Annotated in this window: 24 protein-coding genes and 1 riboswitch; of the genes, 12 read left to right on the forward strand and 12 right to left on the reverse strand. The window is 72.1% G+C overall.

Features of this window, described 5'->3' with window-relative positions:
• Positions 1-16 precede the first annotated feature (16 nt).
• The 3 genes from macS (at position 17) to SRB17_RS05035 (ending at position 3,037) form a co-directional block, all read left to right on the forward strand.
• On the forward strand, positions 17-1,222 hold the full coding sequence (gene macS, locus SRB17_RS05025; protein ID WP_153534866.1) for a MacS family sensor histidine kinase: 1,206 nt from the start codon (positions 17-19) through the stop codon (positions 1,220-1,222).
• Positions 1,219-1,896, forward strand: coding sequence for a response regulator (locus SRB17_RS05030; protein WP_153534868.1), 678 nt, complete (start codon positions 1,219-1,221; stop codon positions 1,894-1,896). Before macS ends, SRB17_RS05030 begins: the two co-directional genes overlap by 4 nt.
• A gap of 112 nt (positions 1,897-2,008) precedes the next feature.
• Positions 2,009-3,037, forward strand: a complete 1,029-nt coding sequence (locus SRB17_RS05035) for a 6-phosphofructokinase (protein ID WP_153534870.1) — start codon at positions 2,009-2,011, stop codon at positions 3,035-3,037.
• Between the two features lie 17 nt (positions 3,038-3,054).
• Here the strand turns inward: SRB17_RS05035 and SRB17_RS05040 are convergent, their stop codons facing one another.
• Entirely contained in the window at positions 3,055-4,911 is a 1,857-nt protein-coding gene (locus SRB17_RS05040) for an anthranilate synthase family protein (RefSeq protein WP_153534872.1), read from the reverse strand.
• 117 nt (positions 4,912-5,028) lie between these two features.
• Positions 5,029-5,097, reverse strand: a complete 69-nt coding sequence (locus SRB17_RS48415) for a trp operon leader peptide (RefSeq protein WP_153535823.1) — start codon at positions 5,095-5,097, stop codon at positions 5,029-5,031.
• Between the two features lie 115 nt (positions 5,098-5,212).
• On the opposite strand from SRB17_RS48415, the gene SRB17_RS05050 reads away from it, so the two are divergent.
• Positions 5,213-6,565: a class II 3-deoxy-7-phosphoheptulonate synthase gene (locus SRB17_RS05050; protein WP_323374996.1), complete on the forward strand. Its 1,353-nt coding sequence runs from the start codon at positions 5,213-5,215 to the stop codon at positions 6,563-6,565.
• A gap of 157 nt (positions 6,566-6,722) precedes the next feature.
• On the forward strand, positions 6,723-6,947 hold the full coding sequence (locus SRB17_RS05055; protein WP_323374997.1) for a (2Fe-2S)-binding protein: 225 nt from the start codon (positions 6,723-6,725) through the stop codon (positions 6,945-6,947).
• A gap of 19 nt (positions 6,948-6,966) precedes the next feature.
• Here SRB17_RS05055 and bfr read toward each other — a convergent pair whose 3' ends face one another.
• The gene (gene bfr, locus SRB17_RS05060) at positions 6,967-7,485 is read right to left on the reverse strand and encodes a bacterioferritin (protein ID WP_153534876.1); all 519 of its coding nucleotides are present in this window, start codon (positions 7,483-7,485) and stop codon (positions 6,967-6,969) included.
• Positions 7,486-7,661: 176 nt separating this feature from the next.
• On the opposite strand from bfr, the gene SRB17_RS05065 reads away from it, so the two are divergent.
• Entirely contained in the window at positions 7,662-8,294 is a 633-nt protein-coding gene (locus SRB17_RS05065) for a sulfite oxidase-like oxidoreductase (protein WP_153534878.1), read from the forward strand.
• Positions 8,295-8,556: 262 nt separating this feature from the next.
• Here SRB17_RS05065 and SRB17_RS05070 read toward each other — a convergent pair whose 3' ends face one another.
• From SRB17_RS05070 to thiO, 5 genes are all read right to left on the reverse strand, one after another.
• Positions 8,557-9,450 carry a deoxyribonuclease IV gene (locus SRB17_RS05070; RefSeq protein WP_153534880.1) on the reverse strand — a complete coding sequence of 298 codons (894 nt, stop codon included), beginning with the start codon at positions 9,448-9,450 and terminating at the stop codon, positions 8,557-8,559.
• Between the two features lie 111 nt (positions 9,451-9,561).
• The gene (gene pknB, locus SRB17_RS05075; protein WP_323374998.1) at positions 9,562-11,514 is read right to left on the reverse strand and encodes a Stk1 family PASTA domain-containing Ser/Thr kinase; all 1,953 of its coding nucleotides are present in this window, start codon (positions 11,512-11,514) and stop codon (positions 9,562-9,564) included.
• Between the two features lie 798 nt (positions 11,515-12,312).
• Positions 12,313-13,107: a thiazole synthase gene (locus tag SRB17_RS05080; protein ID WP_153534882.1), complete on the reverse strand. Its 795-nt coding sequence runs from the start codon at positions 13,105-13,107 to the stop codon at positions 12,313-12,315.
• A 3-nt stretch (positions 13,108-13,110) separates the two neighbouring features.
• Positions 13,111-13,329, reverse strand: a complete 219-nt coding sequence (gene thiS / locus SRB17_RS05085) for a sulfur carrier protein ThiS (protein ID WP_153534884.1) — start codon at positions 13,327-13,329, stop codon at positions 13,111-13,113.
• The gene (thiO, locus tag SRB17_RS05090) at positions 13,326-14,498 is read right to left on the reverse strand and encodes a glycine oxidase ThiO (protein WP_153534886.1); all 1,173 of its coding nucleotides are present in this window, start codon (positions 14,496-14,498) and stop codon (positions 13,326-13,328) included. The genes thiS and thiO overlap by 4 nt, the downstream gene beginning before the upstream one ends.
• Positions 14,496-14,607: riboswitch (TPP riboswitch) on the reverse strand. Its footprint overlaps the gene before it by 3 nt.
• Before the next feature lie 54 nt (positions 14,608-14,661).
• Here thiO and SRB17_RS05095 point away from each other — a divergent pair.
• The 6 genes from SRB17_RS05095 (at position 14,662) to SRB17_RS05120 (ending at position 19,530) form a co-directional block, all read left to right on the forward strand.
• A complete protein-coding gene (locus SRB17_RS05095; RefSeq protein WP_153534888.1) occupies positions 14,662-15,012 on the forward strand; it encodes a hypothetical protein in 351 nt (116 codons plus the stop codon).
• 32 nt (positions 15,013-15,044) lie between these two features.
• Positions 15,045-16,277 (forward strand): FAD-dependent oxidoreductase, encoded by a 1,233-nt coding sequence (locus SRB17_RS05100; protein ID WP_323374999.1) that lies wholly within the window; start codon positions 15,045-15,047, stop codon positions 16,275-16,277.
• Between the two features lie 105 nt (positions 16,278-16,382).
• Positions 16,383-16,748 (forward strand): Rv2175c family DNA-binding protein, encoded by a 366-nt coding sequence (locus SRB17_RS05105; protein WP_061919720.1) that lies wholly within the window; start codon positions 16,383-16,385, stop codon positions 16,746-16,748.
• Between the two features lie 94 nt (positions 16,749-16,842).
• A complete protein-coding gene (thiE, locus tag SRB17_RS05110; protein ID WP_153534892.1) occupies positions 16,843-17,490 on the forward strand; it encodes a thiamine phosphate synthase in 648 nt (215 codons plus the stop codon).
• Between the two features lie 109 nt (positions 17,491-17,599).
• A complete protein-coding gene (gene metF / locus SRB17_RS05115) occupies positions 17,600-18,523 on the forward strand; it encodes a methylenetetrahydrofolate reductase [NAD(P)H] (protein ID WP_153534894.1) in 924 nt (307 codons plus the stop codon).
• 56 nt (positions 18,524-18,579) lie between these two features.
• A complete protein-coding gene (locus SRB17_RS05120) occupies positions 18,580-19,530 on the forward strand; it encodes a hypothetical protein (protein ID WP_153534896.1) in 951 nt (316 codons plus the stop codon).
• 73 nt (positions 19,531-19,603) lie between these two features.
• Here the strand turns inward: SRB17_RS05120 and SRB17_RS05125 are convergent, their stop codons facing one another.
• From SRB17_RS05125 to SRB17_RS05140, 4 genes are all read right to left on the reverse strand, one after another.
• Complete coding sequence (locus tag SRB17_RS05125; RefSeq protein ID WP_153534898.1) at positions 19,604-21,115, reverse strand: phytoene desaturase family protein; 1,512 nt, start codon at positions 21,113-21,115, stop codon at positions 19,604-19,606.
• A 379-nt stretch (positions 21,116-21,494) separates the two neighbouring features.
• Entirely contained in the window at positions 21,495-22,124 is a 630-nt protein-coding gene (locus SRB17_RS05130; protein ID WP_153534901.1) for a TetR/AcrR family transcriptional regulator, read from the reverse strand.
• Positions 22,125-22,171: 47 nt separating this feature from the next.
• Complete coding sequence (locus tag SRB17_RS05135; protein WP_153534903.1) at positions 22,172-24,256, reverse strand: YhgE/Pip family protein; 2,085 nt, start codon at positions 24,254-24,256, stop codon at positions 22,172-22,174.
• On the reverse strand, positions 24,243-25,058 hold the full coding sequence (locus tag SRB17_RS05140; protein WP_323375000.1) for an ATP-binding cassette domain-containing protein: 816 nt from the start codon (positions 25,056-25,058) through the stop codon (positions 24,243-24,245). Before SRB17_RS05140 ends, SRB17_RS05135 begins: the two co-directional genes overlap by 14 nt.
• Positions 25,059-25,153 lie beyond the last annotated feature (95 nt).

Consider the following 25,153-nt stretch of genomic DNA (forward strand, 5'->3'; position numbering starts at 1 on the left):
GGGGGGAACGGGGGACATGGCCAGGCGCGAGCGCGTGCTGAGGATGTCGGTCGAGCTGCCGCTGTGGCGCGCGCTCGCCGGCTACCGCGTCCTGACCATGCTGTACGCGATCGGTCTGGGCGCCACCAGGCACGGCCTCTTCACGCGCCCCTGGGTCGCCGTCTGCTACTTCGCCGTCATGTTCGTCTGGACCCTCGCCACCCTGCCGTGGGTGCGCAACGCGGCGAGCTGCACCAAGCCCTTCCTGGCCGCCGACCTGACCATCGCCCTCGCCGGTGTCCTGATCACCCCGCTCGCCGACAGCCACCAGCGGATCGCGGGCGGCCCCACGCTGCCGTCGATATGGACCGCCGGTGCGGTGCTGGCCTTCGCGATCAAGGGCGGCTGGCGCTGGGCCGCCGCCGCCTCCACACCGGTCGCGCTGGCCAACCTGGTCGAACGCGGCCACCCCGCCCGGGACACCGTGCACAGCCTGATCCTCGTCTGGGTGGCCTCGATCGCCATCGGCTACGTCGTGGAGGTCGCCCGCGCCTCCGAGCGCACCCTCGCCCGCGCCCTGGAGATCGAGGCAGCGACCCGGGAACGGGAGCGGCTGGCCCGGGACATCCACGACAGCGTGCTCCAGGTGCTGGCGATGGTGCAGCGGCGCGGCGCGGTCAGCGGCGGTGAGGCGGCGGAGCTGGGGCGGCTCGCCGGGGAGCAGGAGGTGGCACTGCGCACGCTGGTCTCCGGCGGCCTGCTGCCGGTCTCCCGGGTGTCGGAGGACGCCTCGGCGGGAGCCGTCGTACGCGCGGTGGAAGAACCCGACGACGAGGGACCGGTCGATCTGCGCGCCCTGCTGGCGCCGTACGCCGGTTCGCGGGTGAGCCTCGCCGAGCCCGGTGCGCCGGTCGTGCTGCCCCGGCCGGCCGCGCGGGAGCTGGCCGCCGCGGTCGGCGCCGCCCTGGACAACGTGCGCAGGCACGCGGGCGAGGGGGCCCGGGCCTGGATCCTGGTCGAGGACGAGCCGGACGAGGTCGTCGTGACCGTCCGGGACGACGGCCCCGGCATCCCCGAGGGCCGGCTCGCCGAGGCCGAGGGGGAGGGCCGGCTCGGCGTGGCCCAGTCGATCCGGGGGCGGCTGCGCGACCTGGGCGGCAGCGCCGAACTCGGCTCCGTGCCCGGGCAGGGCACGGAAGTGGAACTGAAGGTACCGAGGAACGCGAAGGCGGGACGTCGATGAGCGAGCAGCAGGACCCGATCAAGGTCATGGTGGTGGACGACCACCCCATGTGGCGCGACGCGGTCGCCCGGGACCTGACCGAGTCCGGCTTCCACGTGGTCGCCACCGCCGGCGACGGCGAACAGGCGGTCCGCCGTGCCAAGGCCGCCGCCCCCGACGTCCTCGTGCTGGACCTCAACCTGCCCGCCAAGCCGGGCGTCCAGGTGTGCAAGGAACTGGTCGCCCACAATCCGGCGTTGCGCGTCCTCGTCCTCTCGGCGAGCGGTGAGCACGCCGATGTGCTGGAGGCGGTGAAGTCCGGCGCGACCGGCTATCTGCTGAAGTCGGCGTCCACGGAGGAGCTGTTGGACGCGGTGCGCCGTACCGCCGTGGGCGACCCGGTGTTCACGCCGGGCCTCGCCGGGCTGGTCCTCGGCGAGTACCGTCGGCTGGCCTCCGAACCCGCCGCCGCCCCCGGCACCGACGAGCCCGGCGCGCCCCGGCTGACGGACCGGGAGACGGAGGTGCTGCGGCTGGTCGCCAAGGGCCTGAGCTACAAGCAGATCGCCGAACGCCTCGTCATCTCCCACCGCACGGTGCAGAACCATGTGCAGAACACCCTCGGCAAGCTGCAGTTGCACAACAGGGTCGAGCTGGTGCGGTACGCCATAGAGCGCGGACTGGACGAGGAGTAGGGCCCGCCGCGCAGCCGTTCATCCGGAATCACCCTTCCCGCCTCTCCCGATGTGACGGGAATCACCATTAGCGTGACTCTGTGTCAGGGAACCGCGGTGAAGGGACATTTCCATGCGGGTCGGAGTACTGACCGGAGGCGGCGACTGCCCCGGGCTCAACGCCGTCATCCGGGGCATCGTCCGCAAGGGCGTGCAGGAGTACGGCTATGACTTCGTCGGCTTCCGGGACGGCTGGCGAGGCCCCCTCGAAGGCGACACCGTCCGTCTCGACATCCCCGCGGTGCGCGGCATCCTGCCCCGCGGCGGCACCATCCTGGGCTCCTCGCGCACCAACCCCCTCAAGGCGGAGAACGGCATCCGCCGGATCAAGGACAACCTGGCCAAGCTGGACGTGCAGGCCCTCATCGCGATCGGCGGCGAGGACACCCTGGGCGTCGCCGCGCGGCTGTCCGACGAGTACGGGGTGCCCTGCGTCGGGGTACCCAAGACCATCGACAACGACCTGTCGGCCACCGACTACACCTTCGGCTTCGACACCGCCGTCAACATCGCCACCGAGGCCATCGACCGGCTGCACACCACCGCCGAGTCCCATATGCGGGTCCTGGTCGTGGAGGTGATGGGCCGGCACGCCGGCTGGATCGCCCTGCACTCCGGGCTGGCCGGCGGCGCCAACGTCATCCTCATCCCCGAGCAGCGCTTCGACGTCGGCCAGGTCTGCGCCTGGGTGACCTCCCGCTTCCGGGCGTCGTACGCGCCGATCGTGGTCGTCGCCGAGGGCGCCATGCCCAAGGACGGCGACATGGTGCTCAAGGACGGGTCGCTGGACTCCTTCGGGCATGTCCGGCTCTCCGGCGTCGGCGAGTGGCTGGCCAAGGAGATCGAGGGCCGCACCGGCAAGGAGGCACGGACCACGGTCCTCGGCCATGTCCAGCGCGGCGGCACGCCGAGCGCCTTCGACCGCTGGCTGGCCACCCGCTTCGGCCTGCACGCCATCGACTGCGTCCACGACGGCGACTTCGGCAGGATGGTCGCCCTGCGCGCCACCGACATCGTCCGGGTCCCGATCTCCGACGCCACGGCCAAGCTGAAGACGGTGGACCCGAAGCTGTACGAGGAGGTCGGGGTGTTCTTCGGCTGACCGCGGCGCCGGGACGGCTACACGGTCGTGCGGCGCAGCTGGCCCACCAGCTCCCGTACGACCGTTGCCCCGTTCAGCGTCAGGATCGACTCCGGGTGGAACTGCACGCCGGCGAAGTGGGGCCCTCGTACGGCATGGACCTCCCCATTGCCGGCCCGGCTCACCTCGACCCCGTGCGCGGACAACTCCTCCGCCACCTCGTCGTCGCAGCGCGCCACGAAGCTGTTGTAGAAGCCGACCGTCTCGGGCCGCCCGAACAGGTCGATCGTGGTCTGCGCCCCCTGGTACGGCACCTCCTTGCGGACGATGTCCAGTCCCAGCTCGGCCGCGATCAGCTCGTGGCCGAGGCAGACCCCGAGGACACCGTGCCGGTGATCCCGGAGCACCGTGGCGGTCAGCTCCCGCAGGAAGCGCATCTTCGGGTCGGCCACGTCGGAGGGATCACCGGGACCGGGCCCGAGCACCACCGGCCCCTCGTGCGCGAGCACCGCCGCCCGCAGTCCCGGCTCGTCGTACCGCCGGACGGTGACGTCCAGGCCGCTCGACCGCAGCACGTGCGCGAGCATCGCCGTGAAGGTGTCCTCGCCGTCGACCACCAGGGCATGGCCCTCCAGGGCCGTCGACCGCTCCTGCATCCGCAGCCAGAACGGCGCCAGCGCGGACCGCCGCCCGTCCAGCGCCGACCGCACCCGGGGGTCGTCGGCCAGCCGGGGCCGCTCGCGCTCCTCGCGCGGCCGGGACGGCCGTACCCCGAGGGCCGCCAGCACGCCCGCCGCCTTCGCGTGCGTCTCCGCGACCTCGCCCGCCGGGTCGGAGCCGCGCACCAGGGTCGCCCCGACCGGGACGCGCAGATGTCCTTCGGCGGAGATGTCGGCGGTGCGGATCAGGATGGGGGAGTCTAGGGTCTGCGCGCCCCCGGAGTCCCGGCCGAGCAGGGCCAGCGCGCCCGCGTAGTAACCCCGGCCACCGACCTCGTGCCGCTCGATCACCCGGCACGCGTTCTGCACCGGTGAGCCGGTCACCGTCGCCGCGAACATGGTCTCCCGCAGCACCTCCCGCGCATCCAGGGAGGACTTCCCGCGCAGCTCGTACTCGGTGTGCGCGAGGTGCGCCATCTCCTTCAGGCGCGGCCCGACGACCACCCCGCCCATGTCGCCGACGGTGCACATCATCTTCAGTTCCTCGTCGACCACCATCGACAGCTCCTCGATCTCCTTGCCGTCGGCGAGGAAGGAGAGGAGATGCCCGGGGGTCGGGCCCTCCGCGGGATAGCGGTAGGTCCCGCTGATCGGGTTCATGACGACCGTGCCGCCGGACATCCGCACGTGCACCTCGGGGCTGGCTCCCACCAGGGTGCGGTCCCCGGTGTGTACGACGAACGTCCAGTACGCGCCCCGCTCGCCCTCCAGCAGCCGCCGGAACAGCGCGAGCGCGTCGGCGCGGCCGAACCCCGCGATCCCGCCCTCGTACGTGCGCCGGATCACGAAGTTCGCGCCCTCGCCCCGGCCGATCTCCTCCGCCAGCACCCGCCCGACGATCTCGCCGTACTCCTCGTCGCCGACGTCGAAGCCGCCGCCCTCGACGCGCACCTCGTGCGCCGGGAGCTGTGACAGCGCCACGTCGAGCGGGAGCTCGTACGACTCCTCGGGGGTGAGCACCAGCAGCGGGGTGCCGTCGTCGCGGACGTCGAAGCCGCGCTCGCGGATCTGCCGGAACGGGACCAGCGCGAGGCCCTCGTCGGGCAGGTCGGCGAGCCGGTCGCGGCGGGTCACCGGGCCGAGCAGCACCTCCACCGGGTGCTCGTCGCGGCCGGGCGTACGGCGGCGGAGCAGGGCGAAGGGGCGGTCGTCGTGCAGGAGCTGTGCCAGGTCCATGGGTCCTCTTCCGTCGCTGGAGATACCGATGCCGGTAGCGATGTCGGTGAGGAACGACCCCGGGAACGCCGAAGGCCGCCCCTCGGGCGGCCTTCGCGAAGTCTTGCGTACGCGCGATCAGTGGGCCGCCGGAGAAGCGGTCCACCACCAGTTCTGGGTGCAGTTCTGGATCGAAAGCGCGAACATGGCAGGAACCCTACCGCACCCGTCGCCGGTCGGCCCCGTCCACAGGACAACCGGCGCGTCTCACCCTTCGAGCCAGAAGATGGGGCATGCGACACGACCCCGTAATGTTTACGAGGTGACCGTGAACGCTAAGACCAGCCCGAGCGCTGGCAACACCTGGCGAGACCTGCCCGCGGCGCAGCAGCCCGAGTACCCCGACCCCGAGGCTCTGCGCGCAGTGATCGCGGACCTCGAGTCGTATCCGCCGCTCGTCTTCGCGGGCGAGTGCGACCAGCTGCGCGCCCGGATGGCGGCCGTCGCCAAGGGAGAGGCGTTCCTTCTCCAGGGCGGCGACTGTGCCGAGGCCTTCGACGCGGTGTCCGCGGACCACATCCGCAACAAACTGAAGACGCTGCTCCAGATGGGTGCCGTCCTCACCTACGCGGCCGCCGTGCCCGTGGTGAAGGTCGGCCGTATCGCCGGGCAGTACTCCAAGCCCCGCTCCAAGCCGACCGAGACCCGCGACGGTGTGACGCTCCCGGTGTACCGGGGCGACTCCGTCAACGGCTTCGAGTTCACCGAGGCGTCCCGCATCCCGGACCCCGAGCGGCTGAAGCGCATGTACCACGCCTCGGCGTCCACGCTGAACCTGGTGCGCGCCTTCACCACCGGCGGTTACGCGGACCTGCGCCAGGTGCACGCCTGGAACCAGGACTTCGTGAAGACCTCCCCGTCGGGCCAGCGCTACGAGCAGCTCGCGCGGGAGATCGACAACGCGCTGAACTTCATGCGGGCCTGCGGCACTGACCCGGAGGAGTTCAAGACCGTCGAGCTGTACTCCTCGCACGAGGCGCTGCTGCTGGACTACGAGTCCGCCCTGACCCGGGTCGACTCGCGCACCGGCAAGCTGTACGACGTCTCCGCGCACATGGTGTGGGTCGGCGAGCGCACCCGCCAGATGGACGGGGCGCACATCGAGTTCGCCTCGAAGATCCGCAACCCGCTCGGCATCAAGCTCGGCCCGACGACGACGGCCGAGGAGGCGCTGCAGTACATCGACCGCCTCGACCCCGAGCGCGAGCCGGGCCGGCTGACCTTCATCGTCCGGATGGGTGCCGACAAGATCCGCGACCGGCTGCCCGAGCTGGTGGAGAAGGTCACGGCGTCCGGCGCGACGGTGGCCTGGGTGACGGACCCGATGCACGGCAACACCTTCGAGGCGGCCTCCGGGCACAAGACCCGCCGCTTCGACGACGTGCTCGACGAGGTCAAGGGCTTCTTCGAGGTCCACAAGGCGCTCGGCACCCACCCGGGCGGCATCCATGTGGAGCTGACCGGCGACGACGTCACCGAGTGCGTGGGCGGCGGAGACGAGATCTTCGTCGACGACCTGCACCAGCGCTACGAGACGGCCTGCGACCCGCGGCTGAACCGCAGCCAGTCGCTGGACCTGGCGTTCCTGGTCGCGGAGATGTACCGGGACCAGTAGGACCCCGCCGGACCTGTGGGCGATCTGGGGCGCGGATCACATCCGATCCGCGCCCTTCCCCACTTTTGCGCGCCCTGTGCGGCGGGTAAGGTTAGGTTTGCCTCACCGATCAAGGGGATGGCAGCAATACAGCGATCCCGTCGGGAGGTGAGTCCGCGTGTACGTCTGCAGCTGCTTCGGCATCACCGAGGCCCAGGTCAAGCAGCACGCGGAGGACGGTGCCTGCACCCCCCGCCAGATTGCCTCCGCCTGCAAGGCGGGCACGGACTGCGGGAACTGCGTACGGCGCATTCAGGCGCTGCTCGGCCGGGGCGCCTGCCCCCGCCGGGAGCTCGTCGAACGGCGTGTCCCGGCTCTGGAGCGGCTGGACGACGCGGCCTAGCAGTCGTGCGGGCCGGCGCTCAGTGTGCGGAGAAGCCGCCGGTGCCGGGGCCCGAGGGATCGGGCTGGCTCTGCTCGATCAGGGTCGAGATGTACAGCGCCTCGCCCAGCTTGTCCACGAGTTCCAGCTGGGTGTCCAGGTAGTCGATGTGGTGCTCCTCGTCGGCGAGGATCGCCTCGAAGACGTTGGCCGACGTGATGTCGTCCTTCTCGCGCATCACCCGGACGCCCCGGCGCAGCCGGTCGATCGCCTCGACCTCGATCTGCCGGTCCGCCTGGAACATCTCGGTCACCGTCTGCCCGACCCGGACGTGGAAGAGCCGCTGGTAGTTCGGCAGGCCGTCCAGCAGCAGGATGCGGTCGGTGAGGATCTCCGCGTGCCGCATCTCGTCGAACGACTCGGCCCGGGTGTACTCGGCGAGCTTCGACCATCCCTTGTGGTCCTGCAGCTTGGCGTGCAGGAAGTACTGGTTGATTGCGGTCAGCTCGGCGGTCAGCTGCTCGTTGAGCAGTTCGATGATCTCGGGGTCGCCCTGCATCGCAATGGACTCCTTCCAGGTAAACCGGACCCGGCCGATAGCGCCGCATGATGGCATCGGCGGCGAAGATCGTCCAGTAAGTGTGCACTTAGTAAGTAAGTCACTTGTTGTTGGTTCTTGTCCGGTTTCAGAGAGGGTGGTCAAGGGCACTGCCCGAGGTCTGTCAGGATGGATACATGGGTCATCCGGTGGAGCGAGAGTCTGGAGCAACGGCAGGGTTCGCGCTTCCGCCGGGTCAGCGGCTCCAGCGCGGCTGGCCGGTCACGCACTACGGTCCCGTCCCGAAGTTCCGCCCCGAGCGCTGGGAGTTCCGCGTCTTCGGCGCCACCGCCGACGGTGACAAGCACATCTGGAACCACGAGGAGTTCACGGCCCTGCCGTACACCACCGTGGTGGCCGATCTGCACTGCGTGACGAAGTTCAGCATGATCGGCGCGGAGTGGGGCGGCGCCCCCGCCCGCACCATCCTGGAACTGGCCCCGCCGGCGCCGGACGTCACCCATGTGATGGTCTGGGCGGAGTACGGCTTCAGTTCGAACCTGCGCCTGTCCGACTTCGCCTCCGACCGCACCCTCTTCGCCACCCACAAGGACGGCGAACTCCTCACCGCCGAGCACGGCTTCCCGGTCCGCCTGGTCGTGCCGCACCTGTACGCCTGGAAGGGCCCCAAGTGGGTCCGCGGCATCGAGTACATGACCGCCGACCGCCGCGGCTTCTGGGAGGAACGCGGCTACCACAACGTCGGCGATCCGTGGAAGGAACAGCGGTACTCGTACCAGGAGGAGCCCGGGGAGGGGCCGGAGCTCTGACCGGGCCGTCAAGCTCATCGCCGGTTACTGCGACAACCGTGCGAGGAGCCTCGACGGCCGTCTTCGACGTGATCTTCTCGGAGGCCGCGGCGCGCGTGCGCGACAGCCTTTCGGAGGACCGCCGGGAACTGCTTCAGCGCGGCCTCGCCATACTGTCCACTGATCCCCGCACCAAGATCTCGTCGCCCATCCGGTGGCGCTCGTGGTGCACATCGTAGACACGACACACGTACTGTTCGAAGACGAGGACTGACCCCGCGCCTCAGCCGTCCCTGAGCCTCTTCAGCCGCTCCACGTCCGCCGCGTGCCCCTCCTTGCCGCCGGGCGTCTCGATGATCAGCGGTACGCCCGCCGTCGCGGGATGGGTCATCAGGGCCCGGAACGGGTCCTCGCCGATGTGGCCGGCGCCGATGTTCTCGTGCCGGTCCTTGTGCGCGCCGACCACGTCCTTGGAGTCGTTGGCGTGGATCAGCTTCAGCCGGCCCTCGCCGACGGTGTCCACCAGCAGGTCCAGGGTCTGGTGCATGCCGCTCGGGCCGGTCAGGTCGTGGCCGGCGGCGAAGATGTGGCAGGTGTCCAGGCAGACCCCGAGCTTCGGATGGGCGTCCAGCGCCTCGAAGTACGGGCCGAAGTCCCAGGTGCGCGAGCAGAGCGAGGCCCCCTGCCCGGCCGTCGACTCCAGGAGCAGGAACGGGTCGTCGTCGTGCGTCAGCTCGTCCAGCAGCGGCAGCATGTGCTCCCGCACCTGCTTCAGCGCCACCTCCCGGGCCCGCCCGCCGGTCGCGCTGCCGGTGTGCACGACCACACCCAGCGCACCGATCTCCCGCCCGCGCCGCAGCGAGTGCCGCAGCGACTCCACCGACCGCTCCACGGTCGCCTCGGTGTGCGAGCCGAAGTTGATCAGGTAGGGGGCATGGACGTACGCCGGGACCGACTCCTCGGCGCAGGCCGCGCGAAAGACCTCGTCCTGCCGCGGATTCCCGGCGGGCGTGGCCCAGCCCCGCGGATTGGCCACGAAGACCTGCACGGTCTCCGCCCGCAGGTCACGGGCGTAGGACAGCCCCACGGAGTGCAGACCGCCGGCCACGGGGACATGTCCGCCGACGGGGTTGCGCGGAGGGGAGGCCGGGAGCGAGGGCGAAGAGGGTGAGGTCATGGCACACCCAGCATGCCAGGACGTGGGGGGACGCCCCCGATCAGGGTGCGACTGCGCGGGCTCACCGGCGGCCCGCCGCCGCTGTTGCCGACGGGTCCGCGAGAGCCCTGGTCAGCGAATGGTGATCGTGATGGTCGAGCCCTTGGGCGCCTTGTCGCCGCCCTGCACGGACTGCTTCTTCACGGTGTCGCCGAACAGCCCGAGCAGGCCGCGGTCCTCCTCCACCTTGAACCCGGCGCCCTCCAGTGCCTTGTGGGCGTCGCCGACGCTGTCGCCGACCACGTCCGGCACCTCGAGCATCTCCGGGCCCTTGGAGAGCGTCAGCGTCACCGTGTCACCCTCGGCCGCCTGGCTGCCGTCGCCCGGGCTCTGCTGGGCCACCTTGCCCTTGTCGTACTCGGAGTTGACCTGCTGGGGGGCGATCTTCACCTTCAGCCCGGCGTCCGTCAGCTCCTGCCTGGCGTCGGCCAGGTCGTCACCGCTGACGTCCGGCACGTCGATCGGGCGGCCCCTGCTGACGGTCAGCGCGATCGCCGACCCGGCGTGCCGCTGGGTGCCGGCCTGCGGAGTCGTGGCGATCACCGAGCCCTTGGCGACGTCCTCGCTGAACTCCCGGGTGACCATGCCCGGTTCCAGCCCGTCGGCCTTCAGCCGCGCCCGCGCCTCGGCCAGCGGGCGGCCCGTGACATCCGGCACGTTCACCGTCTCCGGGCCCAGCGAGATGGTCAGCGTCACCGAGTCGTGGTCGCGGATCCGGGCGCCGGGCGCGGGGTCGGTGCCGATGACCGTGCCCCGCCGCACGGTGTCGTTGTACGCGCGCTTGACCTGACCGACCTCGAGCCCGGCCGACTCCAGCCGGTCCCGGGCCTGTGCCTCCGTCTTCGACAGCAGCGGCGGGACCTTCGTGAACTGGCCGGAGTTGATGTACCAGACCCCGGCGCCCACGCCGAACACCACCAGCACGGCGGCGGCGATCGTCAGCACCAGCCGCCTCGACCTGCGGGGCGGGACAGGCGGGGCCTGCAGCCGGCTGGTGTGCCGGACGTCACCCCCGTCGGGCCCCTCCTCGTTGACGGGCAGCGGCCGGGACGGGGGTCCCCCCGCGCGAGCGAAGCCGGGCGTGGGGGAGGTCAGCGAGCGCGGTATCACGCTCGTACGGTCGCCCGCGTTGTCGTGCTGCGCGGACAGCGCCTGCGGCGGCACCGCGTCCAGTTGCTCCTCGCTCAGCCTCTGACGAGCCTCGCGCACCTGGGCGAGCAGCGCCACGGCGTCGTGCGGCCGGATGTCCGGGGTGCGCGCGGTCGCCGAGGCGACCAGCTCGTCCAACTCGTACGGCAGCGCCGGTACCAGCGCCGAGGGCGGCGGCACGTCCTCGTGGATGTGCTTGTAGAGGACCTGGGCGGGGGAGTCCCCGGAGTGCGGCTTGCCGCCGGTCAGCATCTCGTAGAGCACGACACCGCACGCGTAGACGTCGACGCGTGGATCGGCGGTGCCCTGCTCGATCTGCTCGGGCGCGAGATACGACACGGTCCCGAGGACGGCGCCGGTCGTGCTGGTCTGGGTGTCCACGGACCGCACGAGGCCGAAGTCGGCGACCTTGACCCGCCCGTCGTCGCCTATCAGCACGTTCTCGGGCTTCATGTCCCGGTGCACGAACCCGGCCCGGTGCGCGGCGCCGAGCGCGGCGAGAACGGGTTCGAGGATGTCGAGGGCGGCGCGGGGCTGCAGCGCCCCGCGCTCGCGCAGCACGTCCCGCAGGGTGCACCCGGCGACGTACTCCATCGCCAGATACACGTACGACCCGTCGGTCCCCTGGTCGAAGACCTGGACGACATTGGGGTGGGCGAGCCGGGCGACGGACTTCGCCTCCCGTATGAACCGCTCCACGAAGGATCCGTCGGCCGCGAGCGTCGGGTGCATCACCTTCAGCGCGAGCACACGGTCCAGACGGGTGTCCAGGGCCCGGTAGACCGTGGCCATCCCGCCGACCGCGATCCGCGCGTCGACGCGATAACGGCCGTCGAGCACCTGCCCGACGAGGGGGTCCTGAAGGGTCGTATCCACGCAGGGGAGTCTACGAGGGACGACCGACACTTCCCCCGCCGAGACCGCTTTTCCCCTTCCACTGAAGCCGACCTGTGACGCGACACACCACCAAACCCCCGCCCCACCCGCCCACCGGCAGCCGCCCCCCCAATCACCAGCGGCCGGGCCCCCAATCACCCGCTGCCGGCCCCCACGATCCCCCGCGGCCGGGCCCCCGCGATCACCCGCGGCCGGGCCTCACGATCCCCCGCGGCCGGGGCCCCACGACCACTCGCGGCCGAGTCCCCAAGCACCCGCAACGGGGGCCCAATTGCCCGCGGCCGAGGTCCTTCCATGCCCCGCCCGGGGCCCCACGATCCCCCGCGGCCGGGGCCCCGCGATCCCCCGCGGCCGGGGCCCCACGACCACTCGCGGCCGAGTCCCCAAGCACCCGCAGCAGGGGCCCCAATTGCCCGCGGCCGAGGTCCTTCCATGCCCCGCCCGGGGCCTCACGATCCCCCGCGGCCGGGCCCCCGCGATCACTCGCGGTAGGGGCCCACGATCACTCGCGGCCGAGCCCCCAAGACACCCGCAGCAGGGGCCCCAATTGCCCGCGGCCGAGGTCCTTCCATGCCCCGCCCGGGGCCCCACGATCCCCCGCGGCCGGGGACCCCCACGACCCCCTACGCCCCTCCCACGCCCCCATGCCCCCACGCCCCCCTCACGACCCCCCGCGGCCGCCGACGGGGAGGGCGCCCCGCGGGAAAGTCCAGCCTTCCAGTAGGCGGTGACGGGTGGTGCGTGGGTGGGAGAGCAGGGGGCAACCGCAACACCGGCTCAGAACGCAGGACGCTCCGGATCCAACACGGCCAAGCCCTCCGCAGGAGACGACGCCTCCGCGAGATACCGCCGCGGGATCCGCCCCGCCGACCGAGCCAGCCGGCCCCCCTCCACCGCATGCCTCATCGCCGCCGCCATAACCTCCGGCTCCTGCGCCCGCGTCACCGCGGACGCGAGCATCACCCCCGCACACCCCAGCTCCATGGCCAGCGCCACATCGGACGCCGTACCGGCCCCCGCATCAAGAATCACCGGCACACGCGCGTGCTCGACGATCAGCTGGAAGTTGTGCGGATTGCGGATTCCCAGCCCGGACCCGATCGGCGACCCCAGCGGCATCACCGCCGCACACCCCACGTCCTCCAGCTTCCGCGCCAGCACAGGGTCGTCGTTGGTGTACGGCAGCACCGTGAACCCGTCGTCGACCAGCGTCTCCGCCGCCTCCAGCAGCTCCACCGGATCCGGCAGCAGCGTCCGCTCGTCGGCGATGACCTCCAGCTTGATCAGGTCCGTGCCCAGCGCCTCCCGCGCCAGCCGCGCGGTCAGCACGGCCTCGCCCGCGGTGAAACAGCCCGCCGTGTTCGGCAGCACCCGGATGCCCAGCTTCTCCAGCACCGACAGCACCGAGCCGTGCACGGAGGGGTCCACCCGCCGCATCGCGACCGTCGTCAGCTCCGTACCGGAGGCGACCAGCGCCCGTTCCAGCACCTCCAGGCTGGGCGCACCTCCCGTACCCATGATCAGCCGCGACGAGAAGGTCGTACCCCCGAGGACCAAGGGATCGTCGGCCATGGCTCAGCCTCCCTGGACCGCGGTGAGGACTTCGACCCGGTCGCCCTCGGCCAGCGCCGTGGACGCCCACTGCGCGCGCGGGACGACGGTCTCGTTGACGGCGGCGGCCACCCCGGAGGGCACCGACACCAGTGACCGTACGACGGCGTCGAGAGCGGTACCCGGAACGATCTCCCGGCGCTCTCCGTTGACGGAGATGGACACAGTGACGGAGATGCTCATGCGGGCTGCTCCATGAGGACGGCGGCGCCGAAACGCTGCGGCGTGAAGGGACGGGCTTCTTCCGGGAGCCGGCCGTTCGCCAGGACCTCGGCCATCACATCCCCGGTGACCGGCGTGAGCAGCACCCCGTTGCGGTAGTGCCCGGTGGCCAGCAGCAGACCGTCCAGCCCGGAGGGGCCGAGCAGCGGTGCGTTGTCGGGGGAGCCGGGGCGCAGCCCGGCCCGGGTCTCGGTGAGCGGCAGTTCGGTGATGCCCGGCACCAGGTCATGGGCGTCGCGCAGCAGCTCGTACACCCCGCCCGCGGTGACGGTCGTGTCCCAGCCCAGCTCCTCGCTGGTGGCGCCGACGACCAGTTCGCCGTTCTCGCGGGGCACCAGGTAGACATGGCTGCCGCGGACCACGGCCCGTACGGTACGGCTGAGGAACGGCGCGTACCGGCGCGGCACCGTCAGCCGCAGCACCTGCCCCTTCACCGGCCGCACCGGCGGCAGCAGCGCCTCCGGCACGCCCGCGAGCCGCCCGCTCATGCTCCCGGCCGCGAGCACCACCCGCCCGGCGCGCAGCCCGGTGCCGTCCGCGGTGGTCACCCCGGCGGCCCGGTCCCCTGCGACGTCCAGCCGCTCGGCCCACGCGCGGTGGAAGGTGACGCCCGCCCGCTCACACGCGGCCACCAGCGCCGCCGCCAGCCGCCGCGGGTCGATCTGGTGGTCGCCGTCCACCCGCAGCCCGCCGCGCACCCCGGGCGCCAGCATCGGCTCCAGGCGCCGGCACTCCCGCCCGGACAGCCACTCCGAGTCCAGGCCGGACCGCTGCTGCAGGGCGTGCAGTTCGCGCAGATGGGCGCGGTCGTCGGCGTCGAGCGCGACCGCGAGGGTGCCGCAGCGGCGGTAGCCGAGGTCGTGGCCGGTCAGCTCGCTCAGCTCGGCCGCGAAGTCCGGGTAACGGCGGGCCGATTCCAGGTTCAGGGCGAGCAGCCGCTCCTCGCCGTAGTGCAGTTCGGTGACCGCGGCCAGCATTCCGGCCGCGACCCGCGCGGCCCCGCCGCCGGGCTCGGGGTCCACCACGGCGGTCGCGAGCCCGCGCTGCGCCGCGCGCCAGGCCGTGACCAGGCCGATGATTCCGCCCCCGATGACGAGGACGTCGGACGTATCGGACGTACGTGACGACATGGGCGTCCAGCCCCTCCCTTCGCCGGCATGACCCGGATCAGGTTCGTACGGTCGGAGGCCGCCAGCCTCCCTCTCAGCCCGGTGCGTCCGGGCTCCCGCGAGTGCTTGTACGGTGGCCACCCTAGCCCGCCCCCCTCGTCACCCGTAAGGGAGCCCCCTGCCCATGACCCGCTCGCTGGACGGACTGATCCTCGCCCCCGTGGCTGACCAAGCCCCAGGTCAGGTGGGCACCCGCACCCGGTTCGCGTACCACGAGCAGGACGGCGAGATCTGGGCCGAGTACGCGGGCGGCGATGTCGTGCGCGGTCATCTGGTCGGCACCCGGGAGGGTGACCGGCTGGACTTCCGGTACGTGCAGCTGAAGACCGACGGGACGACCTCCTCCGGGCACTGTGTGTCCACGGTCCTGGAACTGCCGGACGGGCGGGTGCGGCTGGAGGAGACCTGGGAGTGGGAGTCCCAGGCGGGCGCCGGTACGAGCGTTGTGGAACAGGTCACCGGGCACGCCCGCTGACTGACGCGTTGTCACGTGTCTATGGTGATCGGGTGAGCGAGCAGACAGGGCAAGGGGGCACGTCGGCGGGGCGGCGCGTGGTCGTCGTCGGCGCGGGCATGGCCGGGGTGCAGACCGCGGTCGCGCTGCGGGAGCAGGGCTTCAAGGGGCCCGTCGCCGTGATCGGCGCGGAGCCGCACCAGCCGTACGACCGCCCGCCCCTGTCGAAGGCCGTGCTGCTCGGCAAGGCCGAGGACTCCGCCTTCGACGTGGACTTCGAGTCCCTCGGCGTCGAGCTGCGGCTCGGCTGCGAGGTGCTGGGCCTGCGCCCCGCCGAGCGCGAGCTGGACACCGAGGCGGGCCCGGTGCCGTACGACGTCCTGGTCCTCGCCACCGGCGCCGAGCCGATCACCATGCCCGGCACCGAGGGGGTGCCCGGCGTGCATCTGCTGCGCACCCTGGACGACGCCGAACGGCTGAAGCCGGTGCTCGCCCGGCAGCACGAGATCGTGGTCGTCGGGGCCGGCTGGATCGGCGCCGAGTTCGCCACGGCCGCCCGCCAGGCCGGCTGCGCGGTGACCGTCGTGGAGGCCGCCGACCGGCCCCTCGCCGGCGCCCTGCCCGCCGAGGTCGCGGCGCCCATGACCGCCTGGTACGCCGACGCGGGCGTGGAACTGCGCACCCACGCGCGCGTGGAGCACATCGAGCCCGGCGCGGTGGTGCTCGCCGACGGCACCCGGCTGCCCGCGGGCGCCGTCGTCGTCGGCATCGGCGCCCGCCCCGCCACCGCCTGGCTGGCCGGCTCCGGCGTGGAGCTGGGCCCGCACGGCGACGTCCTCGCCGACGACCGGCTGCGTACCTCCGTCGAGGACGTGTACGCCGTCGGTGACTGTGCCTCCTTCCCCTCCGCCCGCTACGGCGAACGGCTGCTCGTCCACCACTGGGACAACGCCCTGCAGGGCCCGCGCACGGTCGCCGGGAACATCCTCGGCGAGACCCCGGCGGTCTACGACCCGGTGCCGTACTTCTGGTCCGAGCAGTTCGGCCGGTTCGTGCAGTACGCCGGCCACCACGCCGCGGCCGACCAGATGGTCTGGCGCGGCGACCCGACGAGCCCGGCCTGGACGGTGTGCTGGCTGCGCGAGGACCGCCTGATCGCCCTGCTGGCGGTCGGCCGACCGCGTGATCTGGCGCAGGGGCGCCGGCTGATCGAGGCAGGCCGCAGCATGAACGCGGAGGCGCTGGCAGATCCGGCAAAGTCCCTGAAGGACGCCACGGCCACCTGATCAGCGCCTTGGGGCAGCATGCCCGAGGGGCGCGCGGAACTGTGCGACCAGCCACGACGCACCCGCAGCCGACCGACGACACGTCCCCGGTACTACCCTGTTTCCGTGACCGAGATTGACGCAAAGATCGATGCTCTCGTCCCCGCCTGGCTCACCCTCCCCGACATCGCCGAACAGTTCGGCGTCGAGGTGACGCGCGTGCGGCAGCTGGTCAAGGAGGGCCAGCTCATCGCCGTACGCCGAGGTGAGAACCGCGCACTGCACGTCCCCGCCGCCTTCATCGACGGGGACAAGGTCGTCAAGGGCCTGTCCGGCACCCTGACGCTGCTGAGGGACGACGGCTTCACGGTCGAAGAGATGATCGAGTGGCTCTTCACCCCCGACCCGACCCTGCCCGGCACGCCCGCGCAGGCCCTGAGCGAGAATCGCGGCACGGAGGTGAAGCGCCGCGCCCAGGCGCTCGCCGTCTGAGCCGAATCGCACCTGAGGGGTGGCGTGCGGGCCGTCGCAGCCCGTACGCCGCCCGCCGAAGCCGTCAGGGACGCCGACCAGGGGGGACCCACGTATGTCCGACACCGCACGCGCCGCGCTCGCCGACGCCCGTCTGTACCTCTGTACGGACGCGCGCAGGCGCCAGGGCGACCTTCCCGAGTTCCTGGACGCGGTCCTGGCCGGTGGTGTCGACATCGTGCAGCTGCGCGACAAGGGCATGGAGGCCGCCGAGGAGCTGGCGCACCTGGAGGTCTTCGCGGACGCCTGCGCCCGGCACGGCAAGCTTCTCGCGGTGAACGACCGCGCGGACGTCGCCCATGCCGCCGGCGCCGACGTGCTGCACCTCGGCCAGGGCGATCTGCCGGTCCCGGCGGCCCGCGCCGTCCTCGGCGACGAGGTGCTGATCGGCCGTTCCACGCACGCCGAGTCCGAGGCCGCCGCGGCCGCCGTGCAGGACGGCGTGGACTACTTCTGCACCGGCCCCTGCTGGCCCACCCCGACCAAGCCGGGCCGGCCCGCGCCCGGCCTGGACCTGGTGCGGTACACGGCCGGCCTGGGCACCGACCGCCCCTGGTTCGCGATCGGCGGGATCGACCTCGCCCATCTCGACCAGGTGCTGGACGCGGGTGCCCGCAGGGTGGTCGTGGTGCGTGCGATCACCGAGGCCGACGACCCGGGGGCGGCCGCGGCTGAGTTCGCCAAGCGGTTGCGGCAGGGCTGACGGCACCGTCGTCCGAGTTTTTGTCCAAGGAGTGGACGAGAAAGCGACAATTCGGCTAAATCTCCGTCGTCCGGTTGGGGGACCGCCCACCCCTGGCTAACCTGCCCGTATGGCCCTTGGAACCCCCTCCACCAGGACTGATCGCGCACGCACCGTGCGCGACATGCTCGCCACCGGCAAGACGACGTACTCGTTCGAGTTCTACGCGCCGAAGACCCCCCAGGGCGAGCGGAACTTGTGGAACGCGCTCAGGAGGGTCGAGGCCGTCGCCCCCGACTTCGTCTCCGTCACGTACGGCGCCGGCGGTTCCACGCGGACGACCACGGTCCGGGAGACGCAGCAGATCGTCGTGGACACGACGCTCACGCCCGTCGCCCACCTCACCGCGGTCGACCACTCGATCGCCGAACTACGGAACATCATCGGCCAGTATGCGGACGCCGGGATCCGCAACATGCTCGCCGTGCGGGGCGACCCGCCCGGCGACCCGATGGGCGAGTGGGTGCCGCATCCCCGGGGACTGGCGTACGCGGCCGAACTCGTCCGCCTCATCAAGGAGTCGGGCGACTTCTGTGTGGGGGTCGCCGCCTTCCCGGAGATGCACCCCCGCTCCGCGGACTGGGACACCGACGTCGCCCACTTCGTGGACAAGTGCCGTGCGGGGGCGGACTACGCCATCACACAGATGTTCTTCCACCCGGAGTCGTATCTTCGGCTGCGTGACCGTGTGGTGGCCGCGGGCTGTGAGACCCCTGTCATCCCCGAGGTGCTGCCGGTCACCAGCGTGAAGATGCTGCAACGGGTGCCCAAGCTGAGCACCGCCCTGTTCCCGGACGCCCTGAAAGAGCGGATCCTCACAGCGAAGGACGATCCGGCGGCGGTACGCTCCATCGGTATCGAGTTCGCCACGGAGTTCTGCGCTCGGCTGCTCGCCGAGGGAGTGCCCGGACTGCACTTCATCACGCTCAACAACTCCACGGCGACCCTGGAAATCTACGAGAACCTGGGCCTGCACCACCCCCCGCAGGCCTAGACCGGCCGCACCGTAATACGACACACTGCGTAGCGGTCACTGGGAGAGGGGCGTACATGGGCTGGACGGTCCTCTACATCGCGTTCGGCATCGTCGCACTGTGGTTGCTGGGCGAGGTGCTGCTGCAGTACAAGGCGCGCCTGCGCTGGCGGCTGCTCGCATTCGCCGGCTTCCTCGGGGTCGTGGTCGGTGTGCTGATGCCGTCCGTGATCGTGATCGGCGTCGGCGCCATCGCCTTCGCGGTGGGCCAGACCTATGTCACGCTCTCGTTCCGTCGCGGCTTCGCCGCCGGCTGGGCGGTCAAACGACCCGACCCCGGGGCCGAGGCGGCGGGCGGCAGCAAGCGCCGCCGCGGCAGGGCCGACCGGCACGACCCGGCGCTGGACGACCCCGACCAGGAGCTCCTGGGCCCGGAGGACGACCGGGACGCCGACCGGGCCGGCTACGGCCAGGGACACGGCGACTACGGCGACTACGACGACTACGACCGCGACGACGTCTTCACCCCGGCCGGCCAGCCGGCCATGGAGCCCACCGCGGCCGAGAGCACCGCCGTCTACGAACCCCAGCCCATGCCCGAGGACACCGGCTCCTACGGCGTCTACGGCGACACCGCCTACGCGGGCGCCGCCCAGCACCAGGGCGCCGAGCAGCAGAACTACGCCTACGACTACTCGGGCTACGGCCAGCAGGCCTACGGCTACGACACCGGCGGCCAGCAGGGCTACGCCAACTACTCCGACCCGTACATCGGCAGCCAGTCCTACGGCGGCGCCGCGTACGACAACACCGGCTACGCCGGGCAGTACGACCAGCAGGGCTACGCCCAGGCGCCGTACGGCGGCTACGGCGAGACGACCCCGCCCGGCGGGGTGTGGGTGCCGCAGCAGCGCACCGACGAGACCTACGGCGGCGAACTCCCCCAGGAGCAGCCGTACCCGTACCAGAACCAGGGGCAGGCCCAGCAGCAGCCCGGCGCCGGGTACGACGAGCAGTACCGCTTCTGAGCCCGCACCGCTGGTGAGGGCCGGGCCCAGCTCACTGGGAGCCCGGCCCGGCTCACTGGGAGCCGGGCCCGGCTCACTGGGAGCCGCGGAAGCCCGGGCCCTCCACGATCAGCCCCGCGACCAGCGCGCCCGACATGCCCGCGTGCGGCAGGCCGCCGCCGGGGTGGGACCAGCCGCCGACCCGGTACAGACCGGGCAGCCGCGTGGTGTTCGACGGATGCAGGAAATGTCCCCGGCCGGCGGCGAGTGCAGGGGCGGGCACCGCGCCGAGGAAGGCGCCCGTCTCCGCGTCGGTGCGCTCGGGTGTGCGCACCTCCTGCCACAGGACGCGGCCCCGCAGCCCCGGCATCGCGGCCTCGGCGGCAGCGAGGAGATGCTCCGTGTACCGCCGCACCGTGCCCTCCCGGTCCCAGCCGGCCTCGGTCGGCACGACCGCGGACAGCACCACGGACTCGTGCCCGTCGTCCGGTCTGAGCGCCGGGTCGTCGGGGCGCAGCACCGTCACCGTGGGACGCGGGGGCAGGTCCCCGCCCGGAGAAGCCAGGAAGTCCAGCTCCGACTCGGGGGCCGGAGGGTGGACGACCGTCCGGTGCGGGGCACCGGTCTCGCGCCCGCCGCGCAGGGCCAGCAGCACGGTGAACCGCCCCGGCCAGGGTCTGAAAGGATCGGCTCGTACGTCCCCTTCCTCGTCCAGCGCATGCTCCGTCAGCGTCCTCAGCCGAGCCGGGTCCACGTCCGCCACGACCTGGTCCGCCTCGGCGACCTCGCCGCCTCTCAACTCCACGCCCACCGCCCGGCCGTCCTTCTCCAGGACCCGGGTGACCTCCGCACCGAAGACGAACTCCACCCGCCGCTGCACACAGCGCTCGTACACCGCGCGTGCCAACTCCCGGATTCCGCCGCGCACATACCAGGTGCCGAAGGCGTGCTCCATGTAGGGCAGGACGGCAGCGCTCGCCGGAGTCGTCCGCGGATCGAGGCCGTGGGCGAGCGCGGAACCCTCCAGCAGGGCCGCGAGGCGTGCGTCGCGCAGCTCCCAGGTGCCGATCTCGGACAGCGTGCTCGCGCGCCGGGTGCGCAGCAGCCGCTTGTGCGGGACGGCCGGATACGGCTCCTTCTGCGCCAGCACCCGCCAGTCGGTCCACAGCGGCTCCTCCAGCAGCGGTCTGCGGGTCCGGTCCCAGGCCTCCCGGGCCCGCACCAGGAACGCGCCCCAGCGCTCGCCCGCGCCCCCGCCCAGCGCCTCGTCCAGGGCAGCGACCACACCCGCGCGCGAGGCGTTCGGCAGCGACACCTCGGTGCCGTCCGCGAAGAGGTGCCGCGAGGACGGATCGACCTGGACCAGCTCGACGCGGTCCTCCAGCGGCTCCTTGCCGGTCTTGACGAACAGATCGCGGTACACGGCGGGCAGCGTCAGCAGGCCCGGGCCGGTGTCGAAGCCGAACCCGTCCCGCTCGAAGCGGCGCACCGCGCCGCCGTACGTGTCCGTGCGTTCGTACACCACCACCCGGTGGCCCGCGACGGCCAGCCGGGCGGCGGCCGCCATCGCGCCCATCCCGGCGCCGATCACCGCAATCCGTGCCATGCCTGCGACTTTATCGACCGCCGCTGACAATCCGGTCCTCGGGAGGTGAGCGCGGACGCGATCGCGGCCGGGCGGCGGGCCGTGAGCGTGGGCATGCGTGCGCAGGCCTGAGTATCCGTACCTAGGTTGCGAGATGAGTATGCGCGCGGATGGGCCGCGACCCGTGCGAACGGGACAGTGGAGACACGGCAAGGGGGCGCGGCCCGGCACCGCCGACACGGGGCGGCGGAACGGCGCCCGCCACCCGGCCGCTCCTTCCGCCGATCCGTCGGCGGAAGCGAGTCGGGGGACCCGGGGACGACCACCCACGGGGGACCACAGGGGGTACGGGGGAACAGGAGGCGCCGGTCCGGCAGCGGACCGGCGCCTTCCCAGGTGCTCAGCCCTTTCCGCTCACGCGTCCCTGGAGCAGCCGGGACAGGGCCGCGTGGACGTCGTCCAGGGAGCGCTCCGGCTGGAAGGACTTCCAGTCCAGCGCGGCCACCAGGACCATGCCGACCAGCGCGGCCGCCGTCAGCTGGACGTCGATCTCGTCGCTGAACTCGCCGGCCGCCACACCCGCGCGCAGCACCCCCTCGACCACCGCGACGGCCTCCTGCCGGACCACCATCAGCGTGGACTGCCAGGCCCGGTTGGTGCGCCACAGCTCGGCCACGTACAGCTGGGTGAAGGCCGGATAGCGGTCGATGAAGACCAGGCCCGCGCGGACCATCGCGTCCAGCGCGTCCACCTTGCTGCCGCCCGCCCGCGCGGTCCGCTCCGCCGCCTCCTTCAGCGAGGCGGTGAGCAGGCCCACCCCGTGCCGCAGCAGTTCCTCGAAGAGGACCGACTTGCTCGCGAAGTTGTAGTAGACCGTTCCCTTCGCGACCCCGGCCCGCTCCGCGATCTCGTCCACCGTGGTCGCGGAGAAGCCCTGCTCGGCGATGAGCGTGACGGCCGCCTCGTAGAGCTTCTGCCGGGTGGCCTCGCGGCGCGTGCTGCCGCCGGACCTGGCGCTGCTGCTTTCCATGGCCCCGATTGTCACAGGTACGCGCGCGTGCGGGGCGTCCCCCCGGTTCACAGGCTCAGTTCCGGGTGCAGCCGGTCCAGCGTCCACACCTGGCGGCGCCGGGCCGCGAGGGCGGTCAGCGCGAGCGCGCCCACGGTGAACGCGGCCAGCACACCGCACGCCTGCCAGACCGGGCCGAGCCCGCCGCCGGTGATCAGCCGGCGCAGCGCCGCCACGATGTAGCTCATCGGCAGGAACGGGTGGATCGCGTTGAAGAAGCCGGGGCTGGTCTGCACCGGGTAGGTGCCGCCCGCCGAGGTCAGCTGGAGCATCAGCAGCGCGAGCACCAGGATCCGGCCGGCCGCGCCGAAGCGGGCGTTCAGCCACTGCACGATCGCCGCGAAGCAGGCCGTGACCAGGCACAGGAAGCTGATCGTGCCGACCGCGCGGAGCAGTTGCAGACCGATCGCCCAGTGCAGTACGGCCATCAGCGCGGCCACCTGGAGCACGCCCAGGGCGGCCACCGGCAGCCATCCGGCGAGCGCGATCCGCCGGCCCGGCGAACCGGCCGCCAGGGCACGCCGGTTGAGCGGCGGGATCAGCATGTAGGCGACCATCGCGCCCACCCACAGGGACAGCGGGATGAAGTACGGGGCGAATCCGGTGCCGTAGTTCGGCGCCCTGTGCAGGTCGTGGGAGGCCAGCTGGACCGGGTCGGCCATCACGCCGGTGCGCCGGTCGCGGTCCTTCTTGTCGTAGTCCGGGATCTTCCCGGCGCCGTCGTGCAGTCCGCCGGCGAGCTTTCCGGAGCCGTCGGACAGCCGGTACAGGCCGCCGTTCAGGGTCTTGGCGCCCGACGCGGCCGTGCCGATGCCCTTGTCCAGCGTGGTCGCGCCGGTCTGGGCAGTGCCGAGACCGGTGTGCAGTTTCTCGGCGCCGTCGGCGACCTTCTGTGCGCCGGTGTTCAGCTTGTCGATCTTCTTGACGGCGTCGTCGACGTCCTCGTACAGGTGCGGTGCGCGCTTCTCCAGGGCCGTGGCCTGCTTCTGGAGGGTGCCGAGGTTGTCCCGCATCTTCTTCAGGTCGCCGTCCTGGTCCGCGATCAGCGTGTTGAGATCGTCGGCGACGGTGGCCACCTCGGCCGCGGCCGTCCTGGCCCGCTTCAGGTCCGGGCAGATCGGGTCGGGGAGGGCCGCACCCTCGCAGCGCGTCTTGTAGACGCCGGCCAGGACGTCCGCGTTCGTGTGGGCGGCCTGCGCGGCGCCCGGCGCGAGCTTCACCAGGACGTCCAGGTTGTCCTTGACGGTCCTGGCCGAGTCCGCGACCAGGCGGGCGGTGTCCCCGATGGTCTTCTCGTTGTCCTTCAGGTAGGGGCCGGCCTGGTCATGGACGCCGTTGACCTTGTCGGCGAGGGCCTGGATGCCGTCGGCGACCCGGCGGGAGCCGTCCTGGAGGGCGCCGGCGCCCTTGTCCAGCTTCTTCAGGCCCTTGGCCAGTTTGCCGCTGCCGCTCTTGGCGTCCTTCAGCCCGTCGGCGAGGTCCTCGGAACCCTTCTCCGCCTTCCCGATGCCGGTGTTCAGCCGGTCGGCGCCCTCGGCGGCGGTGACGGTCTTGTCGTGGATGTCGGAGAACGAGACGAAGATCTTGTCCAGGAACGTGCGGGATGCCTTGGCGGAGGCGGCCGAGCGGACCTCGTTGAAGACGGTGCGGGAGATCTGGCCGACGATGTAGTTGTTGGCGTCGTTGGTGCGCACCTGGAGGGCGCCGGTCTCCGGGGAGCCGCCGGAGCTGGAGGCGATCCGCCGGCTGAAGTCGGCCGGCATGGTCAGCGACAGGTAGTACGTGCCGTTCTCGACGCCCTCCCGGGCCTCGTCGTCGCTCACCTCGTGCCAGTCGAAGGTCCGGCTGTCGCGCAGCCCGTCCACGATGCCGGCACCGGCGGTGATCCGCTTCCCGCCCGCGGTGGCGCCCTTGTCGTCGTTCACCAGGGCCACCGGGATACGGTCCAGACGGCCGTACGGGTCCCAGAAGGACCACAGGTACAGGGCGCCGTAGAGCAGCGGCAGCACGAGCAGCGCGACCAGGGCGGCACGCGGCAGGCGCCCGCGCCCGAAGCGCCTGAGCTCGAGCACGGCCAGCCTAGGCGAGCGCATCGGCGTCCTCCTTCGGGTCGCTCTTCACGATCGGCTCGCCCTTCTCGATCTCGTCGCCCCGGTGCTCGTCGCCCTTGTCGCTCGCGTCGCCCGTGCCGGCCTCCGCGCCGGTGTCCTTCGGCCCGGTCGGTACGACGACGCAGCCGTCGGGGGCCGTGCGGCACACGACCGCCACCGTCGTCCCCGCGCGCGTGAGCGAGCGGAGCAGCGCCCACAGCTCGGCGCGCTCGGCGTCCGAGAGCTTGGTGTCGAGGTCGTCGACGCCGAGCAGCCCGGGCCTGCCGAGCAGCGCCAGGGCGATGGACAGGCGCAGTTCCTGCGGCCGCTCCAGGTCGCGCACGGCCGTCCGGGAGCCCTTGGGCAACGTTTCGAGGTCGAGTCCGGCGGCGGCCAGGGCCGCGTCGACGCGCAGCCGTGCCTCGTGCACGCGCTGGGTGCGCGGGCGCAGCAGCTCGCGCAGGGAGTCGCCGAAGCGGCTCTGCAGCAGGGCCCGTTCGCGCAGGTGCTCGCCGACGGTCAGGGCCGGCTCCAGGTCGGTCACCCCGGCCACGTTGGCGACCGCGCTGACGCGGCGCAGCCGGGCCATGTGCCGAGGAAGTCCGAACCCGCCGACGGTGGCCGCTCCCTCGGTGGGTTTCATCCGTCCCGTGAGCGCGAGCAGCAGACACGTGCGCCCGGAGCCGGACGGTCCCTCGATCGCGATGAGTGAGCCGGGCTCCGCGTCGAGGGTGACGCCCCGGAAGGCCCACCCCCGCGGCCCCTTGAGCCCGAGGCCCTCGGCCCTGACGTCCACGCCGTCCACAAGCCCCCCTGCGGTTTGTGTTTTGAACTGACTGGTCAGTGCAAAAAATACGCCCGAACCTACGATCGAAGCAAAACCCCAGGTCAGAACGGATT

It is taken from the genome of Streptomyces sp. RB17, assembly GCF_009604455.1.
Classification (GTDB): domain Bacteria; phylum Actinomycetota; class Actinomycetes; order Streptomycetales; family Streptomycetaceae; genus Streptomyces.

What these genes read in the sequence shown, in the direction of transcription:
- macS (WP_153534866.1), top strand. Translation starts at nt 17, where the DNA reads ATGGCCAGGCGCGAGCGCGTGCTGAGGATGTCGGTCGAGCTGCCGCTG.
- SRB17_RS05030 (WP_153534868.1), top strand. Translation starts at nt 1,219, where the DNA reads ATGAGCGAGCAGCAGGACCCGATCAAGGTCATGGTGGTGGACGACCAC.
- SRB17_RS05035 (WP_153534870.1), top strand. Translation starts at nt 2,009, where the DNA reads ATGCGGGTCGGAGTACTGACCGGAGGCGGCGACTGCCCCGGGCTCAAC.
- SRB17_RS05040 (WP_153534872.1), bottom strand. Translation starts at nt 4,911, where the DNA reads ATGGACCTGGCACAGCTCCTGCACGACGACCGCCCCTTCGCCCTGCTC.
- bfr (WP_153534876.1), bottom strand. Translation starts at nt 7,485, where the DNA reads ATGCAGGGCGACCCCGAGATCATCGAACTGCTCAACGAGCAGCTGACC.
- SRB17_RS05065 (WP_153534878.1), top strand. Translation starts at nt 7,662, where the DNA reads ATGGGTCATCCGGTGGAGCGAGAGTCTGGAGCAACGGCAGGGTTCGCG.
- SRB17_RS05070 (WP_153534880.1), bottom strand. Translation starts at nt 9,450, where the DNA reads ATGACCTCACCCTCTTCGCCCTCGCTCCCGGCCTCCCCTCCGCGCAAC.
- SRB17_RS05080 (WP_153534882.1), bottom strand. Translation starts at nt 13,107, where the DNA reads ATGGCCGACGATCCCTTGGTCCTCGGGGGTACGACCTTCTCGTCGCGG.
- thiS (WP_153534884.1), bottom strand. Translation starts at nt 13,329, where the DNA reads ATGAGCATCTCCGTCACTGTGTCCATCTCCGTCAACGGAGAGCGCCGG.
- thiO (WP_153534886.1), bottom strand. Translation starts at nt 14,498, where the DNA reads ATGTCGTCACGTACGTCCGATACGTCCGACGTCCTCGTCATCGGGGGC.
- SRB17_RS05095 (WP_153534888.1), top strand. Translation starts at nt 14,662, where the DNA reads ATGACCCGCTCGCTGGACGGACTGATCCTCGCCCCCGTGGCTGACCAA.
- thiE (WP_153534892.1), top strand. Translation starts at nt 16,843, where the DNA reads ATGTCCGACACCGCACGCGCCGCGCTCGCCGACGCCCGTCTGTACCTC.
- metF (WP_153534894.1), top strand. Translation starts at nt 17,600, where the DNA reads ATGGCCCTTGGAACCCCCTCCACCAGGACTGATCGCGCACGCACCGTG.
- SRB17_RS05120 (WP_153534896.1), top strand. Translation starts at nt 18,580, where the DNA reads ATGGGCTGGACGGTCCTCTACATCGCGTTCGGCATCGTCGCACTGTGG.
- SRB17_RS05125 (WP_153534898.1), bottom strand. Translation starts at nt 21,115, where the DNA reads ATGGCACGGATTGCGGTGATCGGCGCCGGGATGGGCGCGATGGCGGCC.
- SRB17_RS05130 (WP_153534901.1), bottom strand. Translation starts at nt 22,124, where the DNA reads ATGGAAAGCAGCAGCGCCAGGTCCGGCGGCAGCACGCGCCGCGAGGCC.
- SRB17_RS05135 (WP_153534903.1), bottom strand. Translation starts at nt 24,256, where the DNA reads ATGCGCTCGCCTAGGCTGGCCGTGCTCGAGCTCAGGCGCTTCGGGCGC.